The following is a 23,727-nucleotide window of genomic DNA, read 5'->3' on the forward strand; positions in this document are numbered from 1 at the left end:
TTGCGCAGGTCATCAAGGCTGATGCCGCAGTCCTCGACCACGTCATGCAGCACCGCGACGATGCGTTCTTCCAGCGTGTTGACCCGCAACATGACTTTCAGCGGATGCAGGATGTAAGGGCTACCGCCCTTGTCGACTTGGCCTTCGTGCGCGGTGGCGGCGATGGCAATGGCGCGTTCCAGTGTCTGGCTCATGGCGTTCTCGAAAATCCGGGTTCAGCCCAACAGATGCTGTGAAATAAGTTTGGAAATCTCGACCATCGACGTCCTTCCGGTGAATTCAAACTTCACTCTGCCCAGCGCCGAGAAGTAGATTTCCAGCTCAGAATCCAGGTCGAAGGTGCCCGAGGTTTCCACGGAGTAAGCGACGATGTTTTTGTAGGGCAACGAAGTGAAGTCTTTTTTGCTGCCGGTGATGCCTTGCACGTTCACCGCGATGATGCGTTTGTTGGTAAACACCACGCCGTCGCGCATGGATTTATAGGCATCAATGACCTGCTCGCCGTCCAGTAGCAGCGCGGTGACTCGCTCTGCGTACTCGTTGTTTTGCTTGAGTTTGAAAAAGCCTTTGTTGTTGAAATCGATCATCCGCCATTCCCTTCCTTAAAGAGTGTTCCCTGGATTGCCAGCGCGTGGCGCGGCGAGCATACCATCGGCCCTGCGCTTTTTTCGCCCTCGCCCATGGCGGATCTAAAAAACCAATGGAACCCCACGCGCCATCGCGTTTTCGAAACCCTATCAGCGCTGATCTTTGATCAAGCAAGGCGCCATTGGAGAGGAAATCCCGATGAACAGTAGACTGCTGTTTTTGCTGGCCAGCCTGAGTCCCAGCCTGGTCATGGCTGAAGGTTGTGACGTGCTGACCCGCTCTCAAAGCCCTTCCGTGCCGGTGGTCGAAACGCATAGCTGCTATGAGTACGAAGGCATGCCGGTGAACGCCATCGATTGGTCATGCAGCAACGAGAGCAAAGACATGCTGATCAGCACCAAGAAAAAAGTCGAACAGTGCGCCGATCATGCTCAGGCCACTTGCATCGCCACGTTGACCCAAGAATCGCTGGCCAATCCTCACTCCACCAGCAAGGACAAGAGCAGCACATCACTGAGTATTCCGAACAATGCTCAGGTCACTACGTATTACTACGACGCTGAGCATTTGAGTCAGGCGAAAATTGATTGCGAGTCGGGTGGAGGTCACTGGAAATCGCAGTAACCCCCAGCAGCGTGGGTTAACCCTTAACCGCCGCTTCAATCCCAGCGATGTCGATTTTTCCCATCTCCATCATGGCGTCGAACGCGCGCTTGGCTGCTGCTTGATCAGGATTGGCTATCGCGGCGCTCAGAACACGGGGTGTGATCTGCCATGACAATCCCCACTTGTCCTGGCACCAGCCGCATACATTTTCCTGACCGCCATTTCCGACAATCGCGTTCCACAAGCGGTCCGTTTCGGCTTGGTCGTCGGTTGCCACCTGGAACGAAAAAGCCTGGTTGTGCTTGATCCCCGAGCCCCCGTTCAGTCCGAGACAAGGGATGCCCATCACCGTGAACTCGACCGTCAGGACATCGCCCTGTTTGCCTGCCGGATAGTCGCCAGGCGCGCGAAGGACTGCGCCCACAGCGCTGTCGGGAAACGTCTTGGCGTAGAACGTCGCAGCGTCCAGCGCGGTGCCGTCGTACCACAGACAAATCGTGTTTTTGCTGATCATCTTGGTTCTCCAGAATCAAAACGGGTTCGTGCATTCTGGTACGGGTTCTCTCTTCGTGCACCTTGAAGGTAGAAAACCCCAAGCGCTGAGTGACGCCCATGCCAATCAGCGCGCCGCGTCCACCGGATGGATCACCAGGTAGCTGTCGACGGCATCGTCGATGGTTGGAAAGAACGCCGTTTCGCCAAGCCGCGCGAACAGCCCGAATCGCTTCAGCTTGTCCTTGACCGGGTCCTTCATCTCGGCCACGCACAACTTGATACCCGCCGCGTGCAAGGTGTCGTCCAGTTCAGCCAGCATGTCGGCAGAGGTCACGTCCACACTGGTGACGGGTTCTGCCGCAACGACCAACCAGCGCACGGGCGTAGGCGACGCTGCTACGGCGGCAAGCACTCGGTTATTGAACAGTTCGGCATTGGCGAAAAACAACGGCGCATCCCAGCGAAACAACACCATACCGGGGATAAGGCTCGCGTCGGGATAACGCTGGATGTCGTGGTAGCCCCTGACCCCCTTGGCTTGCCCCAGCACCGCGGAATACGGCCGCCAGCCATCCCACAGAAATTCGATGACGGCGATCACGATGGCCAGCCCGATGCCCTCGATCGCACCGAACACGGCCACACCGACGGTGCAGACGATCGACAACCAGAACTCCCAGCGCTGGATACGATAAATGCGTCGCAGGTCGGCGACTTCAATCAGGCCGATGGCCGAGGCGATCACGACCGCTGCCAGTGCGCTGCTGGGCAAACTCTGCAACAGGTTCGGCGCCACCATCAGCAGCAGGGCAACGGCCAGCGCGCCGACAACCCCGGTCAACTGGGTTTTGGCGCCTGCGGCTTCGGCCACGGGGGTGCGTGACGAACTGCTGCTGATTGGAAAGCCCTGGAAAAACCCCGCCGCCAGATTGGCAAAACCGAGCCCTGCCATCTCCTGGTTCGGATCGACATAGGAATGGGTCCGTGCCGCATACACGCGCGAGAGCACGCTGGTATCGGCGAACGACACCAAGGCGACGGCGAAACCGCCGATGAGCACGGGGACAATATCGGCGCGGGTGATCCAGGGGATGGCGAACGCCGGTAAACCTTGCGGCAGAGCGCCCAGGACCGACACACCCGCACGCGCGGCAAGGTCCAGCACACCGACGGCAATGGTCGCGCCTGCCACAGCGATCAAGATGCCCGGCACGCGTTTGAAGCCCTTGAGCAGCAGGATCACGACCAAGGTGGCTGCGCCAATCATGAACGCGGTCCAGTTGGTCTTTCCTTCCATCACCGCGGTGATGATCGCCCATATGTTTCTTAGCGGGCCGTCGGACTCAATCGAAAAACCGAAAAACTTGGGCAATTGACTGATCAAAACCGTCAGCGCGATGCCGTTCATGTAGCCGTAGCGGATCGGTTTGGAAAGCAACTCCGTGATGAAGCCCAAACGCATGATGCCCGCCAGGATGCACACAACCCCTGAAACGATCGCCATCATGCCCGCCAGGGCGACGGCGCGATGCGGGTCGCCGCCCGACAGCGGCAGCACGACTGCAAGGATAACGGCGGCCAGTGAGGAATCCGGGCCCAGCACCAGAATCCGGCTAGGCCCGAACAATGCGTAAGCGAGTAGTGGAACGATGGTCGCGTAGAGGCCATAGATGCCGGGTACGCCCGATGCCACGGCGTAGGCGATGCCGACGGGTACCAACATCGTGGTGAGCACCAGCCCGGCCATGATGTCGTGACGCAACCAGGCAACCTGATACCCACGCAGCGTGCGAAGCCCGGGAAGCCAACGGCTCCAGCCCGATTGCACGCCGGTATTGCGGTGTGCAATCCGGCCCGGTTCCGGGACGGGAGGTGAAGAATCCGAATCGCTCATAGAGCTGTGGCCTATAGGTGTACAGCGCAGATTCGTTTAAACGTGTCCGTCAGAATTTTTCGGGCACTCGCCGGTGCGGATAATCCGGGTCGCGATAGCCGCCTGCCTTCTGCCGTTTGGGCAATATCACCTCCTTGCGTTCGACTTCCTTGTACGGGATCCGGCTGAGCAAATCGTTGATGATGTTAAGGCGCGCCCGCCGCTTGTCGTTCGAGTTGGCCACCAGCCATGGGGCATGATCGGTGTCGGTTGCCTTGAACATGTCGTCGCGCGCGCGTGAATAGTCATACCAGCGGCTGTATGACTTGAGGTCCATGGGGGTCAGTTTCCAGATTTTGCGCCCATCCTTGATGCGCTCCTGAAGCCGACGGGTCTGCTCCTCTTCGCTGACTTCCAGCCAGTATTTGAGCAGGATCACGCCCGAGTCGACGATTGCCCGCTCCACCAGAGGCGTTGTCCGCAGGAAATTGGCCACCTGCTCTTTGGTGCAGAACCCCATCACCCGCTCGACGCCCGCCCGGTTGTACCAACTGCGATCGAAGATCACCACTTCGCCGGCCGCGGGCAGGTGCGGCAGGTAACGCTGGACATACATCTGGCTTTTCTCTCGATCACTCGGCGCCGTTAGCGCCACCACCCGAAAGACACGCGGGCTGACACGTTCGGTAATCGCCTTGATCGTTCCGCCCTTGCCAGCGCCATCGCGCCCTTCAAAGACGATGCAGATCTTGATGCCTTTGGCTTTTACCCACTCCTGCAACTTGACCAACTCGACATGCAGGTCGCGCAGTTGCTCCAGGTAATCCTTGTTTTTCAGCTTCAGGGTTTCAGCAGCATTACGCTTAGGGGCTTTCTTCTTGTCCTTTGCCATGACCAAGACCTCATAGATGCCAGTCGCCAATAGGTATTGAGCGTAGGTTGCTTTCTGCTCATCCGCCGAGCGCGATGATCGCGGTGATCAATACAGCGCCGATGACGGCCGTGGCAAGACCGCCTTGCCACGGTTTTGCGCCGGCGTACTTCGAGAGCATCCAACCGGCGATGAACAGCACCCCGAGTCCTATCAGGTTAGACAGGCGCACAGCGAGTGCCGTCTGGTCGAGCAACAGAAACGGCACCACCAGCGGGAAAGTCGAGAACACCACCAACAGAAATACGCCGAAAGCGCCCCTGAAATCGTCCCAACCGAGGCGCGGCTGTACCGGCATGGATGAATATTCGACCAGGCGGCGACGCAACGATTCCAGCTCTTCAGGGCCGGCAGCAGCGGCGAGACGCGGGGGTAACGCCTCGGCAATGAGCGCTTGCCCGGCGGCGGCGTCCGTCGCACCGACCAGGTTGGTGCAAAGCGTACGGTTGCGCGTGCGCTCGATCAGGGTTCGCAGCAAATACATCACCGCGTCGGCGAGTCCCCAGGCGAGGTTGCAACCCAGCGCGGCGATCATCATCGTGCGCTCCGCCTCCTGGCCTGACGTGGCCACGCTGATCGTCCCAGTGAAGGTCATTGCCATCAGCAGGCCGAAGATGACCTCCGTGACACGGTCGACCGGATCAAGAACACGGGCCCGCTTTTGCTCTCCAGTGCTTCGCATGCGCTCATCCTCGCCACGGCGGCTGTGTCAGCGTGGTTCTGGTTTTCAGCCGTGCCAAGCCCTGCATCCGCCAGCACACCGGACAGCTTAGTTCAGACTTGACCTGTCACAACGCGCCATATCGACAACGACTAGACTTTTGCGATTGAACCTTGTTTCCAAGGAGATTTCTTTGAGCGCCACTTCCCTGTCCGGACTCAATGCCGCCCTGCAGGCCGATGCCAGCGCCTAGCGTTTAAAGGGCGAGCCGCCAAACCAAACGCTCTGCATCAGTTATTTATACTCAAATGCCAGCTTAATAATATTTTACCGATACCAGGGTGATCCCTAGTCTTGACCCCAAGAAATGGCAGGCCGTTACCGACCTAAATCCAACTTCGAAGGGTATAGAGATGACCACTGAAAAAATAAAAACAGATACGCTGATTGTTGGCGCCGGTCAGGCTGGCGTGGCCATGAGTGAACACTTGAGCAAACTCGGCGTGCCGCACCTGGTACTGGAGCGCAACCGTATCGCCGAACGCTGGCGCACCGGGCGCTGGGATTCGCTGGTGGCGAATGGTCCGGCCTGGCACGACCGTTTTCCCGGTCTCGATTTCGACGACCTCAGCCCCGACGACTTCGCCCCGAAAGAGCGGGTCGCCGACTATTTCGAAGCCTACGCCAAAAAATTCAACGCCCCGATCCGCACCGGCGTGGACGTACTGAAAGTTGAGCGCAATGTCGGTCGCCCAGGCTTCACCATTGAAACCTCTGAAGGCGTGATCGAAGCCAACCGCGTGGTGGCTGCCACCGGGCCTTTCCAGCGTCCGGTTATCCCGCCAATCGCGCCGAAAGATCAGCCATTCACCCAGATCCACTCGGCCGAATACCGCAACCCGGCGCAACTGCCCGAAGGCGCTGTTCTGGTGGTCGGTGCCGGGTCGTCGGGCGTGCAAATCGCTGATGAACTGCAGCGGGCCGGCAAGAAGGTTTACCTCTCGGTCGGCGCCCACGACCGCCCTCCTCGCGCCTATCGCAACCGTGATTTCTGCTGGTGGTTGGGTGTGCTGGGCGAGTGGGATCAGGCGGCCATGAAACCCGGCCGGGAACACGTGACCATCGCGGTCAGCGGCGCACATGGCGGCCGCACGGTGGACTTCCGTGGGCTGGCCCATCGCGGCATGACGCTGGTGGGTTTGACCCAATCGTTCAACGGCGGCGTAGCGACGTTTCAACCGAACCTTGCCGAGAACCTGGCCCGCGGCGATGAGAACTATCTGGCGCTGCTCAATGCCGCCGATGCCTACATCGAGCGCAACGGCCTGGACCTGCCAGAAGAACCTGAAGCGCGCATGACCTTTTCCGATCCGGAATGCGTGACTCACCCGATTCTTGAGCTCGATCTGGCTAAGGCCGGCGTGACCTCGATCATCTGGGCCACCGGTTTTGCCACGGATTACAGCTGGCTCAAGGTTGACGCCTTCGACGACAACGGCAAACCGGCGCATCAACGCGGAGTGTCGAGTGAGCCGGGCGTGTATTTCCTCGGCCTGCCGTGGCAGTCCCGCCGCGGATCTTCGTTCATCTGGGGCGTTTGGCACGACGCCAAGTACGTGGCTGATCACATCGCCATCCAGCGTTCCTACCTCGACTACCACGACGCCGCGCAACGCGAGGCTGAAACCGTCCCGGCCGTCCATAAAGCAACTGTCAGCGCTTGAGCCATTTTTCTTTAGGAGCTTCAAATGTCCACGCCAACCCATACCCGTATTCGCATGTTCAACACCAAGGAAACCTACCCGAACCAGAGCCTGGACAATGACCTGTGCCAAGCCGTCCGGGCTGGCAACACCGTTTATGTTCGCGGCCAGGTCGGGACTGATTTCGAAGGCAACCTGGTGGGCCTCGGCGACCCGCGAGCGCAAACCGAGCAAGCCATGCGCAACGTCAAACAATTGCTGGAAGAGGCTGGTAGCGACCTTAGCCACATCGTGAAAACCACCACCTACCTGATCGATCCGCGTTACCGCGAGCCGGTGTATCAGGAAGTGGGCAAGTGGCTTAAGGGCGTGTTTCCGATTTCGACCGGGTTGGTGGTGTCCGCGTTGGGGCAGCCGCAGTGGTTGATGGAGATTGATGTGATTGCGGTGATTCCTGAGTAAGGAAGTAGACCGAGGCGCGGCCTTCGCGAGCAAGCCCGCTCCCACAGGGGATCTTCAGCGAACACATAGTGTGTGTGCGACGCAGATCAAATGTGGGAGCGGGCTTGCTCGCGAAGGGGCCCGCCCAGACACCCACTTTGCCAAGGCTAAACCAGGAGCAAAACCATGACATTCTCCATCGCAGCACGTTGCCCCGAAACCGGTCAGTTCGGCATTGCGATCAGTTCCTCAAGCATCGCCGTCGGCGCCCGCTGCCCCTGGCTGCTGCCGGGCGTCGGCGCCGTCTCCACACAAAACATCACCTTGCCGTCTCTCGGCCCGGAAGTCCTCGCCCTCATGGAACAGGGCCTTGCACCGGCTGAGGCACTAGACAAAGTCCTGACCCGCAACGGCTTCAGCCAATATCGCCAGATCACCGCGATTGACCACCTCGGCCGCACCGCACACTTCAGCGGCGCACAAACCCTGGGCAACCACAACGCCGTGTCCGGCGACCAATGCGTCGCTGCCGGCAACATGCTGGCGGACCGTTCGGTGATCGAAGCCATGGTCGAGGCGTTCGAGCATGGCGAGGGCCAACTGACCGACCGCCTGCTCGCGGCCATGAAAGCGGCCATCGCGGCAGGCGGCGAAGCCGGGCCGGTGCATTCGGCGGCGGTGGTGGTGGTCGGCGAATTGACCTGGCCGATCATCAACCTGCGGGTGGATTGGGCAGATCACGATCCAATCGGCCAGCTTGAGAAACTCTGGGACGCCTATCGCCCACAGGTTCAGGACTACATCGACCGCGCCCTGGCCCCTGACAAATCTCCTGGCTACGGTGTTGCCGGAGACGACCGATGAGCAACAGCCGCGATTTGCTGAAAACGTTGGTGGCGTTTGACACCACCAGCCGCGAATCAAACCTGCACCTCATCGAGTTTGTCCGCGACTACCTTGAACGCTTCGACGTGCCTTGCGAGCTGGTCTACAACGAGCAGCGCAACAAGGCCAACCTGTTCGCGACCATTGGTCCGGCGGACCGGCCGGGCATCGTGCTGTCGGGGCACACCGACGTGGTGCCCGTCGACGGCCAGCCGTGGACCGTTGCGCCGTTCGAACTCACCGAGCGCGACGGCAAGTTATACGGTCGCGGCACCGCAGACATGAAAGGCTACATCGCCTGCGTACTCGCGCTGGTCCCGTCGCTGGTGAACGCCACGCTGCGGCTGCCGGTGCACATCGCGCTTTCGTACGATGAGGAAGTCGGCTGCCTGGGTGTGCGTTCGTTGCTGTCGGAATTGGAAAAGCGTCCGGTCAAACCGATGCTCTGCATCATTGGTGAACCGACCGAGCTCAAACCGGTGCTCGGCCATAAAGGCAAACTGGCGATGCGCTGCGACATTCACGGTGAAGCGTGCCATTCGGCGTACGCACCGCTCGGGGTCAATGCGATTGAATACGCCGCCGAACTGATCGGTGAACTGGGGCGGATCGGCAACCGGCTCAAAGCGCCGGAGCATCACGACGCCCGTTTCGATCCGCCGTTCAGCACCGTGCAAACCGGCGTGATTTCTGGCGGCAAGGCCTTGAACATCGTCCCCGCCGATTGCCGCTTCGACTTCGAAATCCGCACCCTGCCCTCGCATGATCCGAGTGACGTTGCGCAGGAGCTTAAGACTTATGCCGAGCAACAGGTTTTGCCGCGCATGCGGGCGGTGAGTGAACAGAGCGAGATTCGCTTCAGCGAGTTGTCGGCGTATCCCGGTTTGGCGACCGATGCGCACAGCGAAGCGGCTGAATTGATTGCTGCGTTCTCCGGCTCCCGAGAGTTCGGCACCGTAGCCTTCGGCACCGAAGGCGGCCTATTCGACGCCGCAGGCATTGCCACCGTCGTCTGCGGCCCCGGCAGCATGGACCAAGGCCACAAACCCGACGAATTCGTCAGCCTCGAACAACTCACCGCCTGCGACACCATGCTCCATCGAATGCTGCAATCAATCAGCAAATAGCAAGGATTTTGAACCCCAAAAAATCCCCTGTGGGAGCGGGCTTGCTCGCGAAGGCGGAGTGTCAGCCAACATCATTGTCGACTGACACTCCGCCTTCGCGAGCAAGCCCGCTCCCACAGGGTTTTGCGGCGACCACACGACATACATTTTTTAGCGTCTATACCCACAAACTTACTAATTTATCTCTCACTCCCCACCGCACATCATCAACTCCAACAAGAAAAGCGTCGCCCCGTGCAGCGCTCACCGAAGTACGTCCACGTACTCAAATTGCCTTGGAGTCCGTCATGGTTACCGCAGCAACAACCTCCGCCCCGCTCATCGAAAAACACACCATCGGCTACGTGCCGCCCGAAGATCGCCACGGAAAAACCCGCGACCTGTTCACCCTCTGGTTCGGCGGCAACATCGCCCCACTGCCCATCGTCACCGGCGCCCTCGGCGTGCAAATGTTCCACCTGAACCTGGTGTGGGGCATCGTCGCCATCCTCGTCGGCCACCTGGTCGGCGGCGTGCTGATGGCGCTGCACTCGGCGCAAGGCCCGCAGATGGGCATTCCGCAAATGATCCAGAGCCGCGCCCAGTTCGGCTCCCTCGGCGCACTGCTGGTGGTGCTGATCGCCGGCATCATGTACATCGGCTTCTTCGCCTCCAACATCGTCCTCGCCGGCAAATCCCTGCACGGCGTAGTCGACAGCGTGCCGGTGCCGGTAGGCATCGTCATCGGCGCCCTCGGCTCTGGCATCATCGGCATCATCGGCTACCGCTTCATCCACGTACTCAACCGCATCGGCACCTGGGTGCTCGGCGCCGGCATCGTGCTGGGCTTCGGCTACATCTTCACCCACGTGCATACCGCCGACTTCCTCACCCGCGGCAGCTTCAACATCTCCGGCTGGCTCGCCACCGTCTCCCTCGCCGCACTCTGGCAAATCGCCTTCGCGCCCTACGTCTCCGATTACTCGCGCTACCTGCCCGCCAACGTACCCGTCGCCGCAACGTTCTGGACCACCTACCTGGGCACTGTGCTCGGCTCCAGCCTCTCGTTCATATTCGGCGCCGTCGCCGTCCTCGCCACCCCCGTCGGCATGGACACCATGGACGCAGTCAAACTCGCCACCGGCTCCATCGGCCCCCTGATGCTCGTGCTGTTCCTGCTCAGCGTCATCAGCCACAACGCCCTCAACCTCTACGGCGCCGTACTGTCGCTGATCACCCTGGTCCAAACCTTCGCCTACCGCTGGATCCCCACCGCAAAAAGCCGCGCCGTCCTCTCCATCATCGTCCTCGCCGCCTGCTGCTTCGCCGCCGTCGGCGCCTCCGCCAACTTCATCGGCCACTTCGTCGACATGGTGCTGGTGCTGCTCGTCGTGCTGGTGCCGTGGACCGCGATCAACCTGATCGACTTCTATGCGATTCACAAAGGTCAGTACGACATCGGCTCAATCTTCAAGGTTGATGGCGGGATTTATGGGCGGTACAACCCGCAGGCGTTGTTGGCGTATGCGATTGGGATTGTGGTGCAGATTCCGTTTATGAATACGCCGCTGTATGTCGGGCCGATTTCCGAGCACATCAATGGGGCGGATTTGTCGTGGTTGGTGGGGTTGTTGGTGACTTCGCCGTTGTACTGGTGGTTGGCCAGTCGGGACAGTGCTTATAAACGTCGATTGTCTGGGGGGAAACTGGCGAGCGCCGCATAAGGGATAACGCGCAATTTTCAAACGAAAAAACCCGCACGGTGATGCGGGTTTTTTTATTTTGTTCTGTCCGGGGGCACTGCACGAACACAATATCGTCGCTATAAGCGCCGTCCTATTTGGCAGCCAGCACTCATGTTAATATGCCATCACTCTTTCAATGAAGTACGCCCGCATGGATGCCACGTCCCACCCATTCAGCCTTTTTTCACTGCTCGCCGCTGCCTTGATCCTCTCCGGGTGCCAAGCGACAAATCCCCCGCCCACTCAAATCACAACACCTGAGGTCCTGCCAGGCCTTGAGGTTTTCAACAGTGTGATGTTCGAGACACCCGAGCCAAACTCGATCGTGCATGCGCAAATGGCTTACAGCAGCAAAGCGGGGATGTCTCTATTCGCCGTTAAACCGCGGGGGCGTTCAGAGGAGTCCTGGCAATTGCCTGCGGAACAAAAGAGCCAGTACCTGCAAAGTGCGCAGTTGAAGCAGGTTTGTGCCCAGACAACACCGCCTCAATGGCGTGTGTTCTTGGCACCCGAGCATCAGGATTGGCAAATGATCGACCGCAGCAGCTCGATGAGCGTCAGCTGGTTCAAGTGGCCTGTGGCAAACCGCAGTCGCTGGAGCAACACAAACAATTTGAAGGGCGTGAGCAGTCGCCCTTCGAAGCACCGCCCCCCGTCGTTGCCACCCCGGTGTTGAAAGCCATCGAGGCATTGAATATGCCCAAACCGGAGAAAAGCATTCAGCACCTGCGCCGGGTGTTCAAGGATAACTCCGAGCCAAGACAGTATTCAGATGAAGCCGTGCGGCTCAACGGGCGTGACTCGAAATACCTTTCTGACGAGACGAGCAAACAACTGACGGAGCGCTTTAAAGACAGAGGAAGTCAGTGGGCCAAAGTCACTTTCCGGGGTCTGATTGACCTGGCTGAAAGTGAATTCAACAATCATGCAGGTGAGATAACGATCGAGAATAAGGCGCTGACGAAACTCAGCTTCGAGGGCGATTGGGCGAACATGCCGGTCGGCGCCCTCCTGCGATACACGGCGCAGGATATGCAGCTTCTTTATACCAACGACGGGAAAGGTCCCAGAGCTTTGGTGCCGGTCGACGACAGATACAGCTGTGAGGTGCAGTCGCAGAAACCCGCCAGCACGTATCACCCGAGTTTGACCGGGACTGCCAAGGTACTCAGTTGCACAAGAGATGCCTACCAATACAGCACCGACATTTACGTCTACCTCGAAATGTATGGAATGTTTGTGCCGATCCAATACGTCACGCGGAACGTGCAGGGCGAATGGACGATTGAGGTGGTGGAATCTTGAGTTGCCTGGCCACTAGCAAAAACAACCGTTGAAGTGGAAGCACAATCTGCTTCCGCGTTTTCACATCAATGCCAACACCCGACAAGGAACGCACATGAATTTCTTTAAGAAGCTTCTCGACTCACTGAGAAGCCCTGCCACCCCAGCCCTCCGGGTCGAACCGCAAATCCAGGCATTCCACAAGCTGGTTGATATCGGTGAGTTGAACGAGGCTGAAGCGTCCAATCTGGCGGCGCGACTCGCCGGCGAAGCGTGCCTGGATCGTCATTGGCACTCTGTCGGCACCGTCGAGCGGGATGTCATTGCCTATATGATCAGTCCGAGTTTCAGGGGTGGCCCTGACTGGCCCTCGACTCGTCAGGCCTACCGGGTGGTCCGCCGTGGTGACTCGATACTCCTTGCCACCGACGGCTTGTCGGATCCATTCGATGGAGTTGAAGGGATGGGCAATGGTTTCGAGATGGAGTTGTTCATGGAAACAGCTGACATACCCAAGCACGCCCGTGGCGCCCTCGGTGAGGTCGACCCATTGAAAAACAGCTGGGCATTCGAACTGTTGGAGCACGTTGCCAAAACGGTGGCCGACGCTGGAGGAGTCACCGAACGGCTCGATCAGTACGGTACGCTCTCTCTCGAAATTCCCGGGTTCAGCTTGTCCCACCACATGAGCGATCAACTTCCCAGAAACTTTGTGACCGAAGACGACTGTACCGGCGTTCTGCTGGGCGCGCCTGAGCCGGATTTCCCGACCCGAGTGGATGACATGCCGTTATCTCCGGTCAGGTTGGTTCCGATGGTATTGATCACCGCATCGGAGCTTCAATACGTCCGAACGGGTGGGCGAGCAGCACGCGAAGATCTGGTCAGCCGTTTGAACGCCGCCGGCATCGGACATATGAGCAATCTGAATCGTGCTAGCGTTGTGTGAAAACCGAGCGGCCGCTTTCATGCGAGCAATCAGGAAAGGCACCGTACAGTGCGTTGCCCTACCAGGAGCGTTCACAAATGAAAACCTACTGCCCGATGTTCTGGTCTCTGGATCAGGGCATCGACTACAGCGCGCCGATACTCCACCTCAAAGACATCGTGCCGAGCGTTGGCAAAAGAACCTTCGCGTTCTTTGATAGCCATAACCGTTTGATTTGGACTTCCGAAAATCGTGTAGGAATTCACCCTTTGTGGCGAGAGGGCTTGCCCCCGTTGGGCAGCGAAGCGGCCCCAAAACCTGCCCCCGATTTCCTAAGGCACTCCGCACCTCCCGGAATGCCGCGAAACGCCCGCAAACAGTGGCAATCAGCCTTGCCACAACGACCGCGAAAGCGTCCTACAGCCCGGTTGTGAGCATCAAAATGGCCGCCTATATTCGACCCGTCGCTGACCGCAGTTAGCGATTGGGGTTTCGCAGCCCCGGAGAAGTGGTCACACCGCTAAATAACAACTGTGGCAAACTTTGCCGCCGTTACGTTTTATGGCGGCTGTGTGTGGGAGACCTTCGGGTCTGCCGGCTTTGATCTCTTCTCCGGTCTGCGAACCCGCACATAGCTGCCACCCATTTGTTTCGCAGCAGAAAGGTGGCTTCATAATCCTTTGAAGAGCTCATCCTTATGACAACGAACAACCCGCCTCGCCGCTTCACCCCCATGTCCCAATTCGCCACCGACTACCCCGTCCTCCTCATCGACAGCGACGCACCAATCCGCGAACTCCACAACTGCGTCAGCGAACGTCTCAGCGCCGTCCTCAAATACCTAAACCTCATGGCCTGCACCAGCCTCCCCGACTACGCCGAAAACGACATCAACACCGTCACCAACATCGCCCGGATCATGGTCCAGGATGTGAGCGATGTGTTTCGGGTGATTGAGCAGCGTGGGTTCGATGCACCAAAGAGTTCGTGATGCACATCTAGTCGAAATAAACGTAAGCGCTCTCTATGACCCTCACCTACTTCAAAATTGGAGGCTTGCTTTGCCAGCCTGATGCCATCGAGCAGCGCCACGGCAACAGCGCCTCGCAATCTTCAACCGAGGTCGCCTGCGGTAGGCGCTCCTATGCGTGGCGCAGCCACGCGTAGGACTCTTTGCCGTTGGGTTTGGCAGTCAAGATCAATCTGTAATGTTGAGCTGGCCGTCACACCTTTAAGCATGTCGCAGAACAACCGGTTCTTTCTGCTAATGACAAAGAGTCGGATCGTACGTTCGGCGGCTTTGCTACTGGCAATTAGTTCTCCAAATTTGGCCAGTTGCTCGACAGGTAGCCAACGGCTCTGCCCAAGGCATTCTCCGCGGCGACTTTTTGAAGTGCGCAGATTCAAAGCGCTTGAGCCAAAGGCAGAAGTCTTGTGCTCTCAATACAGAATCTTCACGGGTGTAGACTTTTTGAGGATGACAAAGACACTGAGGTCGAACACTGCGACTTTGCCGTCCAGTTCGTCCAGTTCGTCCAGTTCGTCCAGTTCGTCCAGTTCGTCCAGCGCGGACAGGCCATCAATGTATTTTCGAAAGTCGACAAGCTTGGGGACAGATAGTTTTTTTGACTTTTCATCGAATCACATCATGACGAGCTAGCTTCGGAAGGGAATCGGGAAGCACAGCATCTAGGATCCCTCAGTTGCTTTGAATGTGGCCTTCATGGAACGTTTCCAAAAATCTCGCTACAGCGCCCGAACGCATCGCCGGCAACAGCTAATAGTCGTAGCGCTAGAGCAGGAACTCGTCACAGTAAATAAGGACATAAACGAAGCACAAGATGAGAATAAAAAATAAATTAACAGCACTGCTGACTTGACCATACCGCCCTAGGAAAACTAGGGAATAAAATACAAATGCCCATTAGACGCTGGAAGCAAATTCAATGCGGCAGCCCGCTCCCGCTCGACCGGAATACAGATGCTCTGCTCAAACTCGATATCTCCAAGCAAGGCGAAACTAGCTGACGTTTCATGACTTTACGGGAGATCGAGACAGCCAATACGCGGGAAACGCTTGCCACCTAGCACAGATCACACCTTCAGAAAAAGCCCATTCACGTCAGTTTTTTATTAGCAATCTATGCAAAAAAACTAGTCGCTACCTTACCCACGGAACCTTCTGACGTTATAGTCGTCGCAAATGGCCACTATCGTAATTAAACGGAAATTTTCAGGTCGACAATCAGCGATAGGCCTACGGAAGGGTTCAGAATGAGTACGTCCAACTCGTCAATTTTTTCATTGACAAAAATAAAATCGTACAGCCATTCACATTGGCCCACGTCTCTCGATGGCCCAATTCCCAAAGACATTTTCAGCGATGAACATCTCCGCTGCGTTTTATTCGATCTTCTTCCCATTCGCTTTAACTTGCCGACTACAGTCATAAGGCAAGGCTTCAAAAACTACGTAAAGCGTACATCAACTATCGTCCCAAAGACTAACTCTAAAGACCAGTCGGAACGCGACCGGTCGATGGCAGTAGCACTAACTAATTGTCCGCTAGCAAGATCTAGAATAACAGAAATAGTTTTTATACCGGATTCAGCCCTCAAGGGTTTTTCAAGAAGGGGAATAAAAAACTCTACTTTCGAACCGAAAATGTCATTCTCTCTACTAATTTGGACTGCATACACACGCGACAATGAAATGGAAGATTTTACAGCGTGGTGTCTGGAAGTTGGCATACCTCGATTAGATATTAGTAGCGAAGGAACATACCTTACACGCTCAATACTAGAAAAAGCCTACGCAACTGGCGGATGTCCCGTACAAAGCGACAGCTTAGAATTCGCTAGAGCAGTACTACTGTTCGCCTCATTGCTTCCAGACTATGAACGACGCGAACTAATTAGTGGCGCGGTAGATCTTGGATGCCAAGTATTACGACAATTTACAGATCAGGACAGCCCTGTCGAAAGCTATGAAACTGAGGAAGCTGAAGATATAGCCTTAACAATAATACCAAGCATCGAACGACCTCAACTTAAAACACACAACAAAGATCATAATCAAAAAAAATGGAGCCCCTCTAGAGAGATTGAAAAGCTGCTCGCACACCAAAAAGACGCCTTGGAAAATTTAAACATATCCAAATATACAGCTATAGAGCTATTTAAGGAAGGAGCCGCCCCCTTTATAATATCAACACAAGAACGCTGGGAACTTGCAATAGAAGCAATTGAAGAAGCTCGGGCGACTCAAGAAAAAATAACGACCATCAATTCAGAAATAGAAACTGCTAGACATAATAGCTGGGAAACTATTTTAACCACAATTGGCATGGACCGCCCAATCGATCCAATTGAGATAAAATATTCAGAAAACTCTGTTTGTGACATACTAGAACTGAGTCAGATCAAAGAAGCCATTATAGACCTAAAACCGTCAGGCTCATCGTTAGATAAATGGCGAGCAGAGGCCCAACAACCGCCAACCATTAGTCAACTTAAAAAATTAATTGAATTATCCCTTCTCGAAGAGGCCGATGACAACGAAAGAAAAACGTTCAGAGACCAAGTCTTCATATACGCAAAATGCGTTTCGCCAGCTGAATTTACAGACTTCATTAGTTCCCTAAATACAGAAAGCATTGGCGCTCTAGTTCAAATCCTCAGCACAACGCCCTGGGTTATTGGCGGTGCAATTTTGCTATGCGGTTCTATTGACGCCTCGAAGGGTACCATACCAAATAGCGTACTTGACTGTTTGTTGTCTATCCACGACCGTGAAACCCGAAGATCATTACTACGCTTCGTACCCCCAACATCTAACGCTTTTGATAAGAACATATCTGCTCGAAGGGTTATTGCAGCAGAAAGATTAAGAGATATTCTCTACTTCGGACCGATAGCGCAATTATTTGATCCCGGATCAGGCCTTACCGATGTAAAAATAATTGGCCGCACTGTTTTCGATATCACCGAACTTATTTCAAGTAATCTCGGCATAATTTCAACCGGCTCAGAAATTGTTCGTATTTTACACCCCGGACAGGGCGAAAATAGAGCATCACTGGAACTAGTTAAATTCATATTAACTCCAGCCACCATGCGCGGAAACTTTAGAAGACTTAGAGAAAAAGCACGCGAAAGATATTTTCTACCGCTAATAAAAGACGGTGTTATTTCGATCAAAGCGTCAACGGATCTTGTTTGCTCTCTAGGAACCGAAAAGCCGGGAGATTTGATTTTTTACACCCTTAAAGAAGAGAGACCTGAAGATCACCTAGAACAACGTCACAGAGAACAATTAGATCGATACTTAGGTCAGGCGTTACGCCTCCTCACTGAATTCCTGGCTGAATCACAACATCGACCTGATACAAGACTAAGAGCATTTACCTCCAGTATTCGCAAGTTACAGCGGCAACTTAGGCAAGATGGTCCCATCGGATCAATTGCTTGGCTTGAGGGAGAAGTATCAGGAATACTAAGTAATGAATCCGCGCCACCACACACTAAAACTTTACTAGGTACAACTCACAATATATTCGATCACCACTGGACAAATGATGATACTAGCTGGGCGTCCGAACTAATCGAACTTCCAGAGTTCTACTTCGAGACACCACCGAAAGCCATCGATATAGCTGCAAATTGTTTGATATGCAAAATCATAGACAAGATACCAACCGAAGAAAGCATCGTTGAAACGTTACTTTTACGAAGTGAATACTCGGCGGCATGGAAAATCGCTGAAGACCACGCAAACCCTGAGTTAATTACGAGGGTCACAAGGGCAGTTGAGCCCGCCCTCACAGAGTTAAGGGCGCGCATAGAGTCACTATCTTCAAAGTACGGATCAGAAATAGTTCAATCCTTTGAGGAGTTCAACTTATTTGAGAGAGCGGTGCGGCAGTTCGAGATAGCCGAAGCCTCGGACAATATCGATTTACTGGAAATGGTTGTCGCCGATGCGAATGATGTCAGTGAAACAGGCAACAAACCTCGACAGAAGAAATTATTACAACTATTACAATCAGCAGACGCCGTACCCTCAGACAACAAGCTGTCTCTTGCTGAGTTAGAAACACTATGGGCTACGATTATAGACTCTCGTTCTGCCGAGCGCGCGCATTTAATAGTCATTGAAAAAGCATTCAATGGCATTGAAAATAGTTTGCCCGAGTTAGCACCCAAAATAGCTGCTTTTTTTCAAGGCAACCTTAACGCCGACAGATGGCTCTCCTGTGAATCAGCAAAAGATTTTGCCGATCTGGTGCAAGAAGCATCTTCTAAACTAGCTTCCTGGGGAGCAAATGCTCATTTATTTATTCGAGACGAGAACAAAGCACTTACCATACTTTGCAGTTGGTTTCTCGATTTTGTGGAGGAGCGCGCAAAATCAATACATCAACTTGACGAAATTGAAGCTGTAGCCACAGCGCTAGATAGACTATTGGAAGTAGCTTCTTGCATACTTGATGCGGAATCTCCTGCAATCTGTCTTGTGAAGTTACACGAAACTGGAGAGTGCCCAGAGGAACAACTAAATTCCGGAACTAGAACTACGCTACCCCTAGACCAACAATCACAATTAGAAAGCCGCTCTCAATTGGACGCAGAATTGCATTCGGCCGTGAAGGAAGAGCGTTGGGCTTTCATATTAAAATTTTACAAAAAAAACGCTAAAAACAACGACGATTGGGCGCAAAACACTCAGCTACTTGCAGACGTAGCGCTCGCCTTAGCTGATGATTCTCCAAAACCAGCTCCCGCTGCCGCAGATGTGATTATATCGGCAGCAGCATGGTTATCAACTGGGCTCGAAGCGATTTCACTTTTAACCGAATCCAGAAGAGTCGAATTAGCATTTAGGATTCTTTCTGGAGCTATCTCTATAGATGGCGATCAAAATATGCCTCGTAGTACAGCCTCTGGAGGATCATGGACTGAACTATTCAATAAATTGTCACCGTTTCGACGAATGCTCACTAGCGGATTACCTACACGAACGGGAAAAGTTCTCGAACTTTTAGTAACTGGACCGTTAGGTGTGTTTGTAGCAGAACGCATTTGGGATGCAGCCACCAATACGGGTGAACCTCAAACTACTAGGGCCCCCTTGTTGGCTTTGCTGTATGAGCACGAGGCATTCGAAGCTTTAGGGCGGCTAGCTGCAAAACACGAACCAAATATAGCATCAAAACTTTCCCAGCTGTTCGAACTAAGATCAGTAGCATCTAACAGACCGGACCTCGTTCCTGTAGCACAGTCTGCCGCGGACCAAATAGCGATCTCCGCCAAAAGTGCACCGTTTAGATTGTTCATTAAGTCCCTTCCCACAGCAGCCCAAATTACTAAACCGGCGTTGATTGTCGATATAGAAGGAGGCCTACAGCTTCGAACCACGACTAAAACCGATAGCATCGTAGAATTACCTATCGTAATTAGTCCAAAAGGATTGGTACCAATAAAATTAGACGTCATGCTTTTTCCAGAGGACGACGTTACATTCAACAATAACACTAGAAAATTCGAACTTTCTAACAAGGCTACATATTTTGCTAGCGACTTTACCTTACAGTTAAAATTTGGTGCATCTTGGTTCCAAAATCGTACAGCGGGATCACGTGACGCTGTACGTCTACGTGTAAGGGCCAGAACAGTTACCGATGATTTATTCCAAGAAGATGTCATCTGCACGATCAGAAATATGGATCTATCATCTGGCAATGGCCCGAGGTTAGACACTGATACTCTGTTAGATCTGTACCCTGGCGTTAGTAACACACCCGCCCTCGGAGACGCATTCATTGGACGCGTGGATGAGCTGGAACGTTTGAACCAAGTCCTTGTCTCCGCTCGTCGTCCAAGTCCTGTGCTTTTGACTGGTATGCGTCGCATCGGAAAGACATCACTACTTTTCGCATTTCACCGACGCTTCCGCCAACCAGGTAATTTGACAGCAATCACCTTCTACATTTCTCTAGCCGAGCGGAGAGTAGAGCTCGTAAACCCCGACAGTTCCGTTGCTGAGACAATTTTCAGAGCAATTTCCCATGGGCTTGTTAGACCGAATCTCACATCCACGGACCACAACTACCCACTATGTTCAAAAATTCGATCACGTTTCGACAACGACTGGCGTTCAGCACGCAAAGCAATTCAAGAGTGCTTTGACGAAGAAAGTCTAGCTGATTCACTCATCGCTCTCAGCAACAAAATTTTAGAGTGGGTTGGAGATACAGCTGAAAGGTTTTTATTGTTAATTGATGAAGCAGAAGCTCTGGTCGCGCCATATCAAGCGGGTGGTCGGAAGAAGCTCGAGTTAGAGCAGCTACTACAAAGTTTACGGGAGATCTCACAAACGACAGGTACCGTCGGAATCCTATTGTGTGGAAGCAATCATATTAATATATTCGCCAGGGAATATAAAAATGCATTCTTCGGTAGCAGTCAGCTCATAGAATTAGAAGGCCTAAAAAACGCTAAAGAAGCTTCAGCGTTAATCGCCCCCAAAAGAGTGGCAACGTTCATACAGTTTGACGCAGCAGCTATAGAGTATGCATTTACTCTTTGTGCAGGCATGCCACAATTTCTTTGGCAAGTTGGAGCAACCACCTCCCACATTGTTAGAAGTGGAATAGCTACACGAACTGACGTACGCATAGCGATAGCTACATTGATTGGAGAGGGCAAAGTAAATCTACCATTCAAATCATATGAAATATTGGAACCCATCGACAGTATGCTTTCTTTGGAAGATGCCAGAGAACGGGATCTTCTTTGGATGCTATTGTATAGGGTGGCTGATGCTAGTTCTCTCGTTGCCGAGGATGCGACAGTTTTATTTGTAATTGATCAGGTATTAACCGGAATCGACGATCGCCCCTCATGGAATCGTCGATTGCGATCTTTGGTAGATTTAAAAATCCTGAGAATGGATTCTTCCTCATCCATTCGATTTGAAGTTCCCCTTTTCGCGGAAGGCTTCAGAGCACCTAAAAACTGGCAGGAATTTAATATTCGATTACAAGAGGTGGCAGGATGAGACGCGGGTGCGAATGGTTCACGAATAGGGCGGAAAGCATATGGAAATCTCAACCTGGCAGATCCATGTTGCTTTTAGTCCCACAAGGGTGTGACGAGACGTCAGCAGCTGAGGAGGTTATCTCTTGGACTTCTCGAAACTTTAAACCTCCAAAAAAATACAATGCATATTTACCCATCTGTTTACGGGTCACATCGGACAGCATTGAGTCAAGTGAGCACTTTGCAATTACGATTGCAAGAAAAATATCTCGCAAGCTCAATATCCCACTTGAACTTGAAGATGGTGACTTCCCAAGTGATATTTTGCAAAATGCTGTAGAGGCTGCACTTAATAAGAGTTACTTCCCCATATTAATAATTGAGCGTTTTCACGCATTCGCGATGATACCGGATTGGGGCATGGGTTCGGTACTTTCGAGAATGCGATCCCTTGAGCACGCAGGGCAACTCACTACACTGACATTCTCTCCCTTTGGTTATGAGATGATCCGACGCTCAATGGACGCTGCTCAGCCATTTCTAAACTCAGTATATGGCGACAATCATGACCAGGCAGTAATGACTCCTCTTTCAAAATCAGATTTTCTACATACTGCTACAATATTAGGCGTAGCGGCGCCTCGGGCACATTGGCTATATGCTAAGGGCGGAGGCCCTGACATGGTGTATCGAGAACTTATCAATGCGGCATCAATGGATGACGATAAAATCATAGACCATTGTATTGCTCGAACGGGAGCAACAATCGATAAATTCTTAGAGCGCTCTTTTGCAGAGGCTGGCGTGGATCGACAACTTCTCCTTGCCGCATTAGCACTAGGTCGCTTAGCTAAGCCTCAGGAAGCCTTTCTTTTAAACAATCCACTTTCAGATTTCGTCGCAAAGAAGAAAGAATCCGGAGAACTCACCTGTAGCAGCCAAATTATTGCACGAAGGATATTGCAAGGTAATCAGCCAAAATGGGCGTTATACGGTCAATGTCTAGAGGCGTTCTCAGAAGGTGATCTAGCACGAGCTGGCGAACTTGCAAAAATGCTCGACGACGAAGCTATTAGGCTTGTTGCTTTTAGGGGACTTATAACGCTACTATCGGCCGTTACATTTCAATCAGGCAGAGGCCTGCTAGGAATCGAATGGGATACTGCATCAAAGATATCCAAACAATTAATCGAAATCTCTGACGTCTGCTTAGAACCATTTACTGATTGGATCCAGAGGATGTTTGAGTGGTCCAAGGTCATTCTAAATACCAAGGGTGCAAATAGCTCTCGCCTCCAAGCAGACGCTTTCACTAAAATGGCTGCAGATCGTGAAACACGTTTAATCTTGCTGTTCATGATGTCATCTCTCGTCAAAGCAGCCGAGCGTTTAAATACACCTTTAGAAAGAGTCATGACACTGGTAAATATACCAGAAGCAATACTTCAATCATTGGCAGCTGGTTTTTGCGGCATTGATTATTCAAACGCTCCCAATGAAACGCCAGCAGCGGACTATAGCGAATACTTCGGAAGTTCAGGACAATTTAATTTTCCGACACCTGGAAAGAAAATCGCACTATCATCTTTGCTCGTAATAGTACCCGCAATTTTAAAACAAAAGAAAACAAGATTTACGGGGCGCTTAATCGATACTTCTTACATAAAACCGCTTCATCAGAAACTTATCGATTATGTACGAAACCCTGCATCTCATACGTTTGTGGCTTTTTCCGAAAAAGATGCCAACTTCCTATTACCACTATGTAATGAATGGATAGAGACATGGTTGAAAATGGAGGGTTTCAATCGAATCGAGGATTTGCCTGGTGTATATGACGCCCCCAATTTACAAAAAATGTCAGAAATATTATTTGGGTAAGAACTAATCAATATCCTCGATATATGTGAGCATCTCTCAAAACATCTTTCACGTATTGCTGCTGCAGTAGTGTGATTTAGGATGAAATTTGGTGTAGCGCTGGGAGTTTTCTATTTCCATGGATAAGCTCTCAGCACTACACCAGTAACACTTTTTCCTTCCTTGGCTAGAATGACCGTAAGTGCTCCATAAACCCCACTGACTTCAAGATGGTTAGCGCGCCTAGCTAGGCGATGTAGGCGAGTAGCTCCACGGCAACAGCGCTTCGCAATCTTCAACCGAGGTCGCCAGTGGTAGCCGTTCTAATGCGTGGCGCAGACACGCATAGGGCTCTTGGTCGTTGGCTTTGGCAGATTCGACCAGGCTGTAAATTCGAGCACTTGCCGTAGCGCCTTTGGGAGTATCGCTGAACAACCAGTTCTTTCTTCCGAGGACGAAGGCCTAATCGAGCGTTCGGCAGCGTTGTTGTCGTTGCCATAAAGCTTTTGATCAGGTTAAGTGCGCTCTTAGCGCGTCCCGTCTTGCTTTTCGGCTTCACTTTTTGCGCCTCAACAAGCTAGC

General features: G+C 53.4%; 16 protein-coding genes and 3 pseudogenes. 11 read left to right on the top strand and 8 right to left on the bottom strand.

What is annotated here, in order from left to right; translation table 11 throughout:
• Together DFS28_RS03565 and DFS28_RS03570 are read right to left on the bottom strand one after the other, a co-directional pair.
• Positions 1 to 194, bottom strand: a pseudogene (locus DFS28_RS03565) (GTP pyrophosphokinase); the annotation flags it as partial.
• Between the two features lie 21 nt (positions 195 to 215).
• Positions 216 to 587 (bottom strand): PH domain-containing protein, encoded by a 372-nt coding sequence (locus DFS28_RS03570; RefSeq protein WP_046049313.1) that lies wholly within the window; start codon positions 585 to 587, stop codon positions 216 to 218.
• A gap of 199 nt (positions 588 to 786) precedes the next feature.
• Here DFS28_RS03570 and DFS28_RS03575 point away from each other — a divergent pair, with 199 nt between their 5' ends.
• Complete coding sequence (locus tag DFS28_RS03575; protein WP_111448592.1) at positions 787 to 1,212, top strand: hypothetical protein; 426 nt, start codon at positions 787 to 789, stop codon at positions 1,210 to 1,212.
• A 16-nt stretch (positions 1,213 to 1,228) separates the two neighbouring features.
• Here DFS28_RS03575 and DFS28_RS03580 read toward each other — a convergent pair whose 3' ends face one another.
• The 4 genes from DFS28_RS03580 to DFS28_RS03595 form a co-directional block, all read right to left on the bottom strand.
• Positions 1,229 to 1,708: a VOC family protein gene (locus DFS28_RS03580; RefSeq protein ID WP_111448593.1), complete on the bottom strand. Its 480-nt coding sequence runs from the start codon at positions 1,706 to 1,708 to the stop codon at positions 1,229 to 1,231.
• Positions 1,709 to 1,813: 105 nt separating this feature from the next.
• Positions 1,814 to 3,583 (bottom strand): SulP family inorganic anion transporter, encoded by a 1,770-nt coding sequence (locus DFS28_RS03585; protein ID WP_111448594.1) that lies wholly within the window; start codon positions 3,581 to 3,583, stop codon positions 1,814 to 1,816.
• Between the two features lie 49 nt (positions 3,584 to 3,632).
• On the bottom strand, positions 3,633 to 4,454 hold the full coding sequence (gene ppk2, locus DFS28_RS03590) for a polyphosphate kinase 2 (RefSeq protein WP_111448595.1): 822 nt from the start codon (positions 4,452 to 4,454) through the stop codon (positions 3,633 to 3,635).
• A gap of 58 nt (positions 4,455 to 4,512) precedes the next feature.
• Positions 4,513 to 5,175: a hypothetical protein gene (locus DFS28_RS03595; protein ID WP_111448596.1), complete on the bottom strand. Its 663-nt coding sequence runs from the start codon at positions 5,173 to 5,175 to the stop codon at positions 4,513 to 4,515.
• Between the two features lie 392 nt (positions 5,176 to 5,567).
• Here DFS28_RS03595 and DFS28_RS03600 point away from each other — a divergent pair, with 392 nt between their 5' ends.
• The 8 genes from DFS28_RS03600 to DFS28_RS03645 all read left to right on the top strand — a co-directional run bounded on the left by DFS28_RS03600 (position 5,568) and on the right by DFS28_RS03645 (position 14,237).
• A complete protein-coding gene (locus DFS28_RS03600; RefSeq protein WP_111448597.1) occupies positions 5,568 to 6,878 on the top strand; it encodes an NAD(P)/FAD-dependent oxidoreductase in 1,311 nt (436 codons plus the stop codon).
• Between the two features lie 24 nt (positions 6,879 to 6,902).
• Positions 6,903 to 7,319 carry a RidA family protein gene (locus DFS28_RS03605; protein WP_008027166.1) on the top strand — a complete coding sequence of 139 codons (417 nt, stop codon included), beginning with the start codon at positions 6,903 to 6,905 and terminating at the stop codon, positions 7,317 to 7,319.
• A gap of 165 nt (positions 7,320 to 7,484) precedes the next feature.
• Positions 7,485 to 8,162 carry a DUF1028 domain-containing protein gene (locus tag DFS28_RS03610; RefSeq protein WP_111448598.1) on the top strand — a complete coding sequence of 226 codons (678 nt, stop codon included), beginning with the start codon at positions 7,485 to 7,487 and terminating at the stop codon, positions 8,160 to 8,162.
• Positions 8,159 to 9,310 (top strand): acetylornithine deacetylase, encoded by a 1,152-nt coding sequence (gene argE, locus DFS28_RS03615; RefSeq protein WP_111448599.1) that lies wholly within the window; start codon positions 8,159 to 8,161, stop codon positions 9,308 to 9,310. Before DFS28_RS03610 ends, argE begins: the two co-directional genes overlap by 4 nt.
• Before the next feature lie 287 nt (positions 9,311 to 9,597).
• Positions 9,598 to 11,013, top strand: coding sequence for a cytosine permease (locus tag DFS28_RS03620; RefSeq protein ID WP_111448600.1), 1,416 nt, complete (start codon positions 9,598 to 9,600; stop codon positions 11,011 to 11,013).
• 543 nt (positions 11,014 to 11,556) lie between these two features.
• Positions 11,557 to 12,339 carry a hypothetical protein gene (locus tag DFS28_RS03630; RefSeq protein WP_132834029.1) on the top strand — a complete coding sequence of 261 codons (783 nt, stop codon included), beginning with the start codon at positions 11,557 to 11,559 and terminating at the stop codon, positions 12,337 to 12,339.
• A gap of 94 nt (positions 12,340 to 12,433) precedes the next feature.
• A complete protein-coding gene (locus DFS28_RS03635; protein ID WP_111448603.1) occupies positions 12,434 to 13,267 on the top strand; it encodes a suppressor of fused domain protein in 834 nt (277 codons plus the stop codon).
• 676 nt (positions 13,268 to 13,943) lie between these two features.
• On the top strand, positions 13,944 to 14,237 hold the full coding sequence (locus DFS28_RS03645) for a fructose-bisphosphate aldolase (RefSeq protein WP_111448605.1): 294 nt from the start codon (positions 13,944 to 13,946) through the stop codon (positions 14,235 to 14,237).
• A 46-nt stretch (positions 14,238 to 14,283) separates the two neighbouring features.
• Here the strand turns inward: DFS28_RS03645 and DFS28_RS03650 are convergent.
• Positions 14,284 to 14,634 (bottom strand): annotated as a pseudogene (locus DFS28_RS03650) (transposase domain-containing protein); the annotation flags it as partial.
• 1,324 nt (positions 14,635 to 15,958) lie between these two features.
• Here DFS28_RS03650 and DFS28_RS03660 point away from each other — a divergent pair.
• The gene (locus tag DFS28_RS03660) at positions 15,959 to 21,304 is read left to right on the top strand and encodes an ATP-binding protein (protein WP_158539661.1); all 5,346 of its coding nucleotides are present in this window, start codon (positions 15,959 to 15,961) and stop codon (positions 21,302 to 21,304) included.
• Between the two features lie 65 nt (positions 21,305 to 21,369).
• Positions 21,370 to 23,166 (top strand): hypothetical protein, encoded by a 1,797-nt coding sequence (locus DFS28_RS03665; protein ID WP_132834030.1) that lies wholly within the window; start codon positions 21,370 to 21,372, stop codon positions 23,164 to 23,166.
• A 222-nt stretch (positions 23,167 to 23,388) separates the two neighbouring features.
• Here DFS28_RS03665 and DFS28_RS03670 read toward each other — a convergent pair.
• Positions 23,389 to 23,636: pseudogene (locus DFS28_RS03670) on the bottom strand (transposase domain-containing protein); the annotation flags it as partial.
• Positions 23,637 to 23,727: the final 91 nt, after the last annotated feature.

The sequence above is a fragment of the Pseudomonas sp. 478 genome (assembly GCF_003254125.1).
Lineage (GTDB): Bacteria > Pseudomonadota > Gammaproteobacteria > Pseudomonadales > Pseudomonadaceae > Aquipseudomonas.

Bases quoted from the DNA above. Each gene is read 5' to 3' on its own strand.
- DFS28_RS03570 (WP_046049313.1), bottom strand. From the start codon at position 587: ATGATCGATTTCAACAACAAAGGCTTTTTCAAACTCAAGCAAAACAAC.
- DFS28_RS03575 (WP_111448592.1), top strand. From the start codon at position 787: ATGAACAGTAGACTGCTGTTTTTGCTGGCCAGCCTGAGTCCCAGCCTG.
- DFS28_RS03580 (WP_111448593.1), bottom strand. From the start codon at position 1,708: ATGATCAGCAAAAACACGATTTGTCTGTGGTACGACGGCACCGCGCTG.
- DFS28_RS03585 (WP_111448594.1), bottom strand. From the start codon at position 3,583: ATGAGCGATTCGGATTCTTCACCTCCCGTCCCGGAACCGGGCCGGATT.
- ppk2 (WP_111448595.1), bottom strand. From the start codon at position 4,454: ATGGCAAAGGACAAGAAGAAAGCCCCTAAGCGTAATGCTGCTGAAACC.
- DFS28_RS03595 (WP_111448596.1), bottom strand. From the start codon at position 5,175: ATGCGAAGCACTGGAGAGCAAAAGCGGGCCCGTGTTCTTGATCCGGTC.
- DFS28_RS03600 (WP_111448597.1), top strand. From the start codon at position 5,568: ATGACCACTGAAAAAATAAAAACAGATACGCTGATTGTTGGCGCCGGT.
- DFS28_RS03605 (WP_008027166.1), top strand. From the start codon at position 6,903: ATGTCCACGCCAACCCATACCCGTATTCGCATGTTCAACACCAAGGAA.
- DFS28_RS03610 (WP_111448598.1), top strand. From the start codon at position 7,485: ATGACATTCTCCATCGCAGCACGTTGCCCCGAAACCGGTCAGTTCGGC.
- argE (WP_111448599.1), top strand. From the start codon at position 8,159: ATGAGCAACAGCCGCGATTTGCTGAAAACGTTGGTGGCGTTTGACACC.
- DFS28_RS03620 (WP_111448600.1), top strand. From the start codon at position 9,598: ATGGTTACCGCAGCAACAACCTCCGCCCCGCTCATCGAAAAACACACC.
- DFS28_RS03635 (WP_111448603.1), top strand. From the start codon at position 12,434: ATGAATTTCTTTAAGAAGCTTCTCGACTCACTGAGAAGCCCTGCCACC.
- DFS28_RS03645 (WP_111448605.1), top strand. From the start codon at position 13,944: ATGACAACGAACAACCCGCCTCGCCGCTTCACCCCCATGTCCCAATTC.
- DFS28_RS03660 (WP_158539661.1), top strand. From the start codon at position 15,959: ATGGAAGATTTTACAGCGTGGTGTCTGGAAGTTGGCATACCTCGATTA.
- DFS28_RS03665 (WP_132834030.1), top strand. From the start codon at position 21,370: ATGTTGCTTTTAGTCCCACAAGGGTGTGACGAGACGTCAGCAGCTGAG.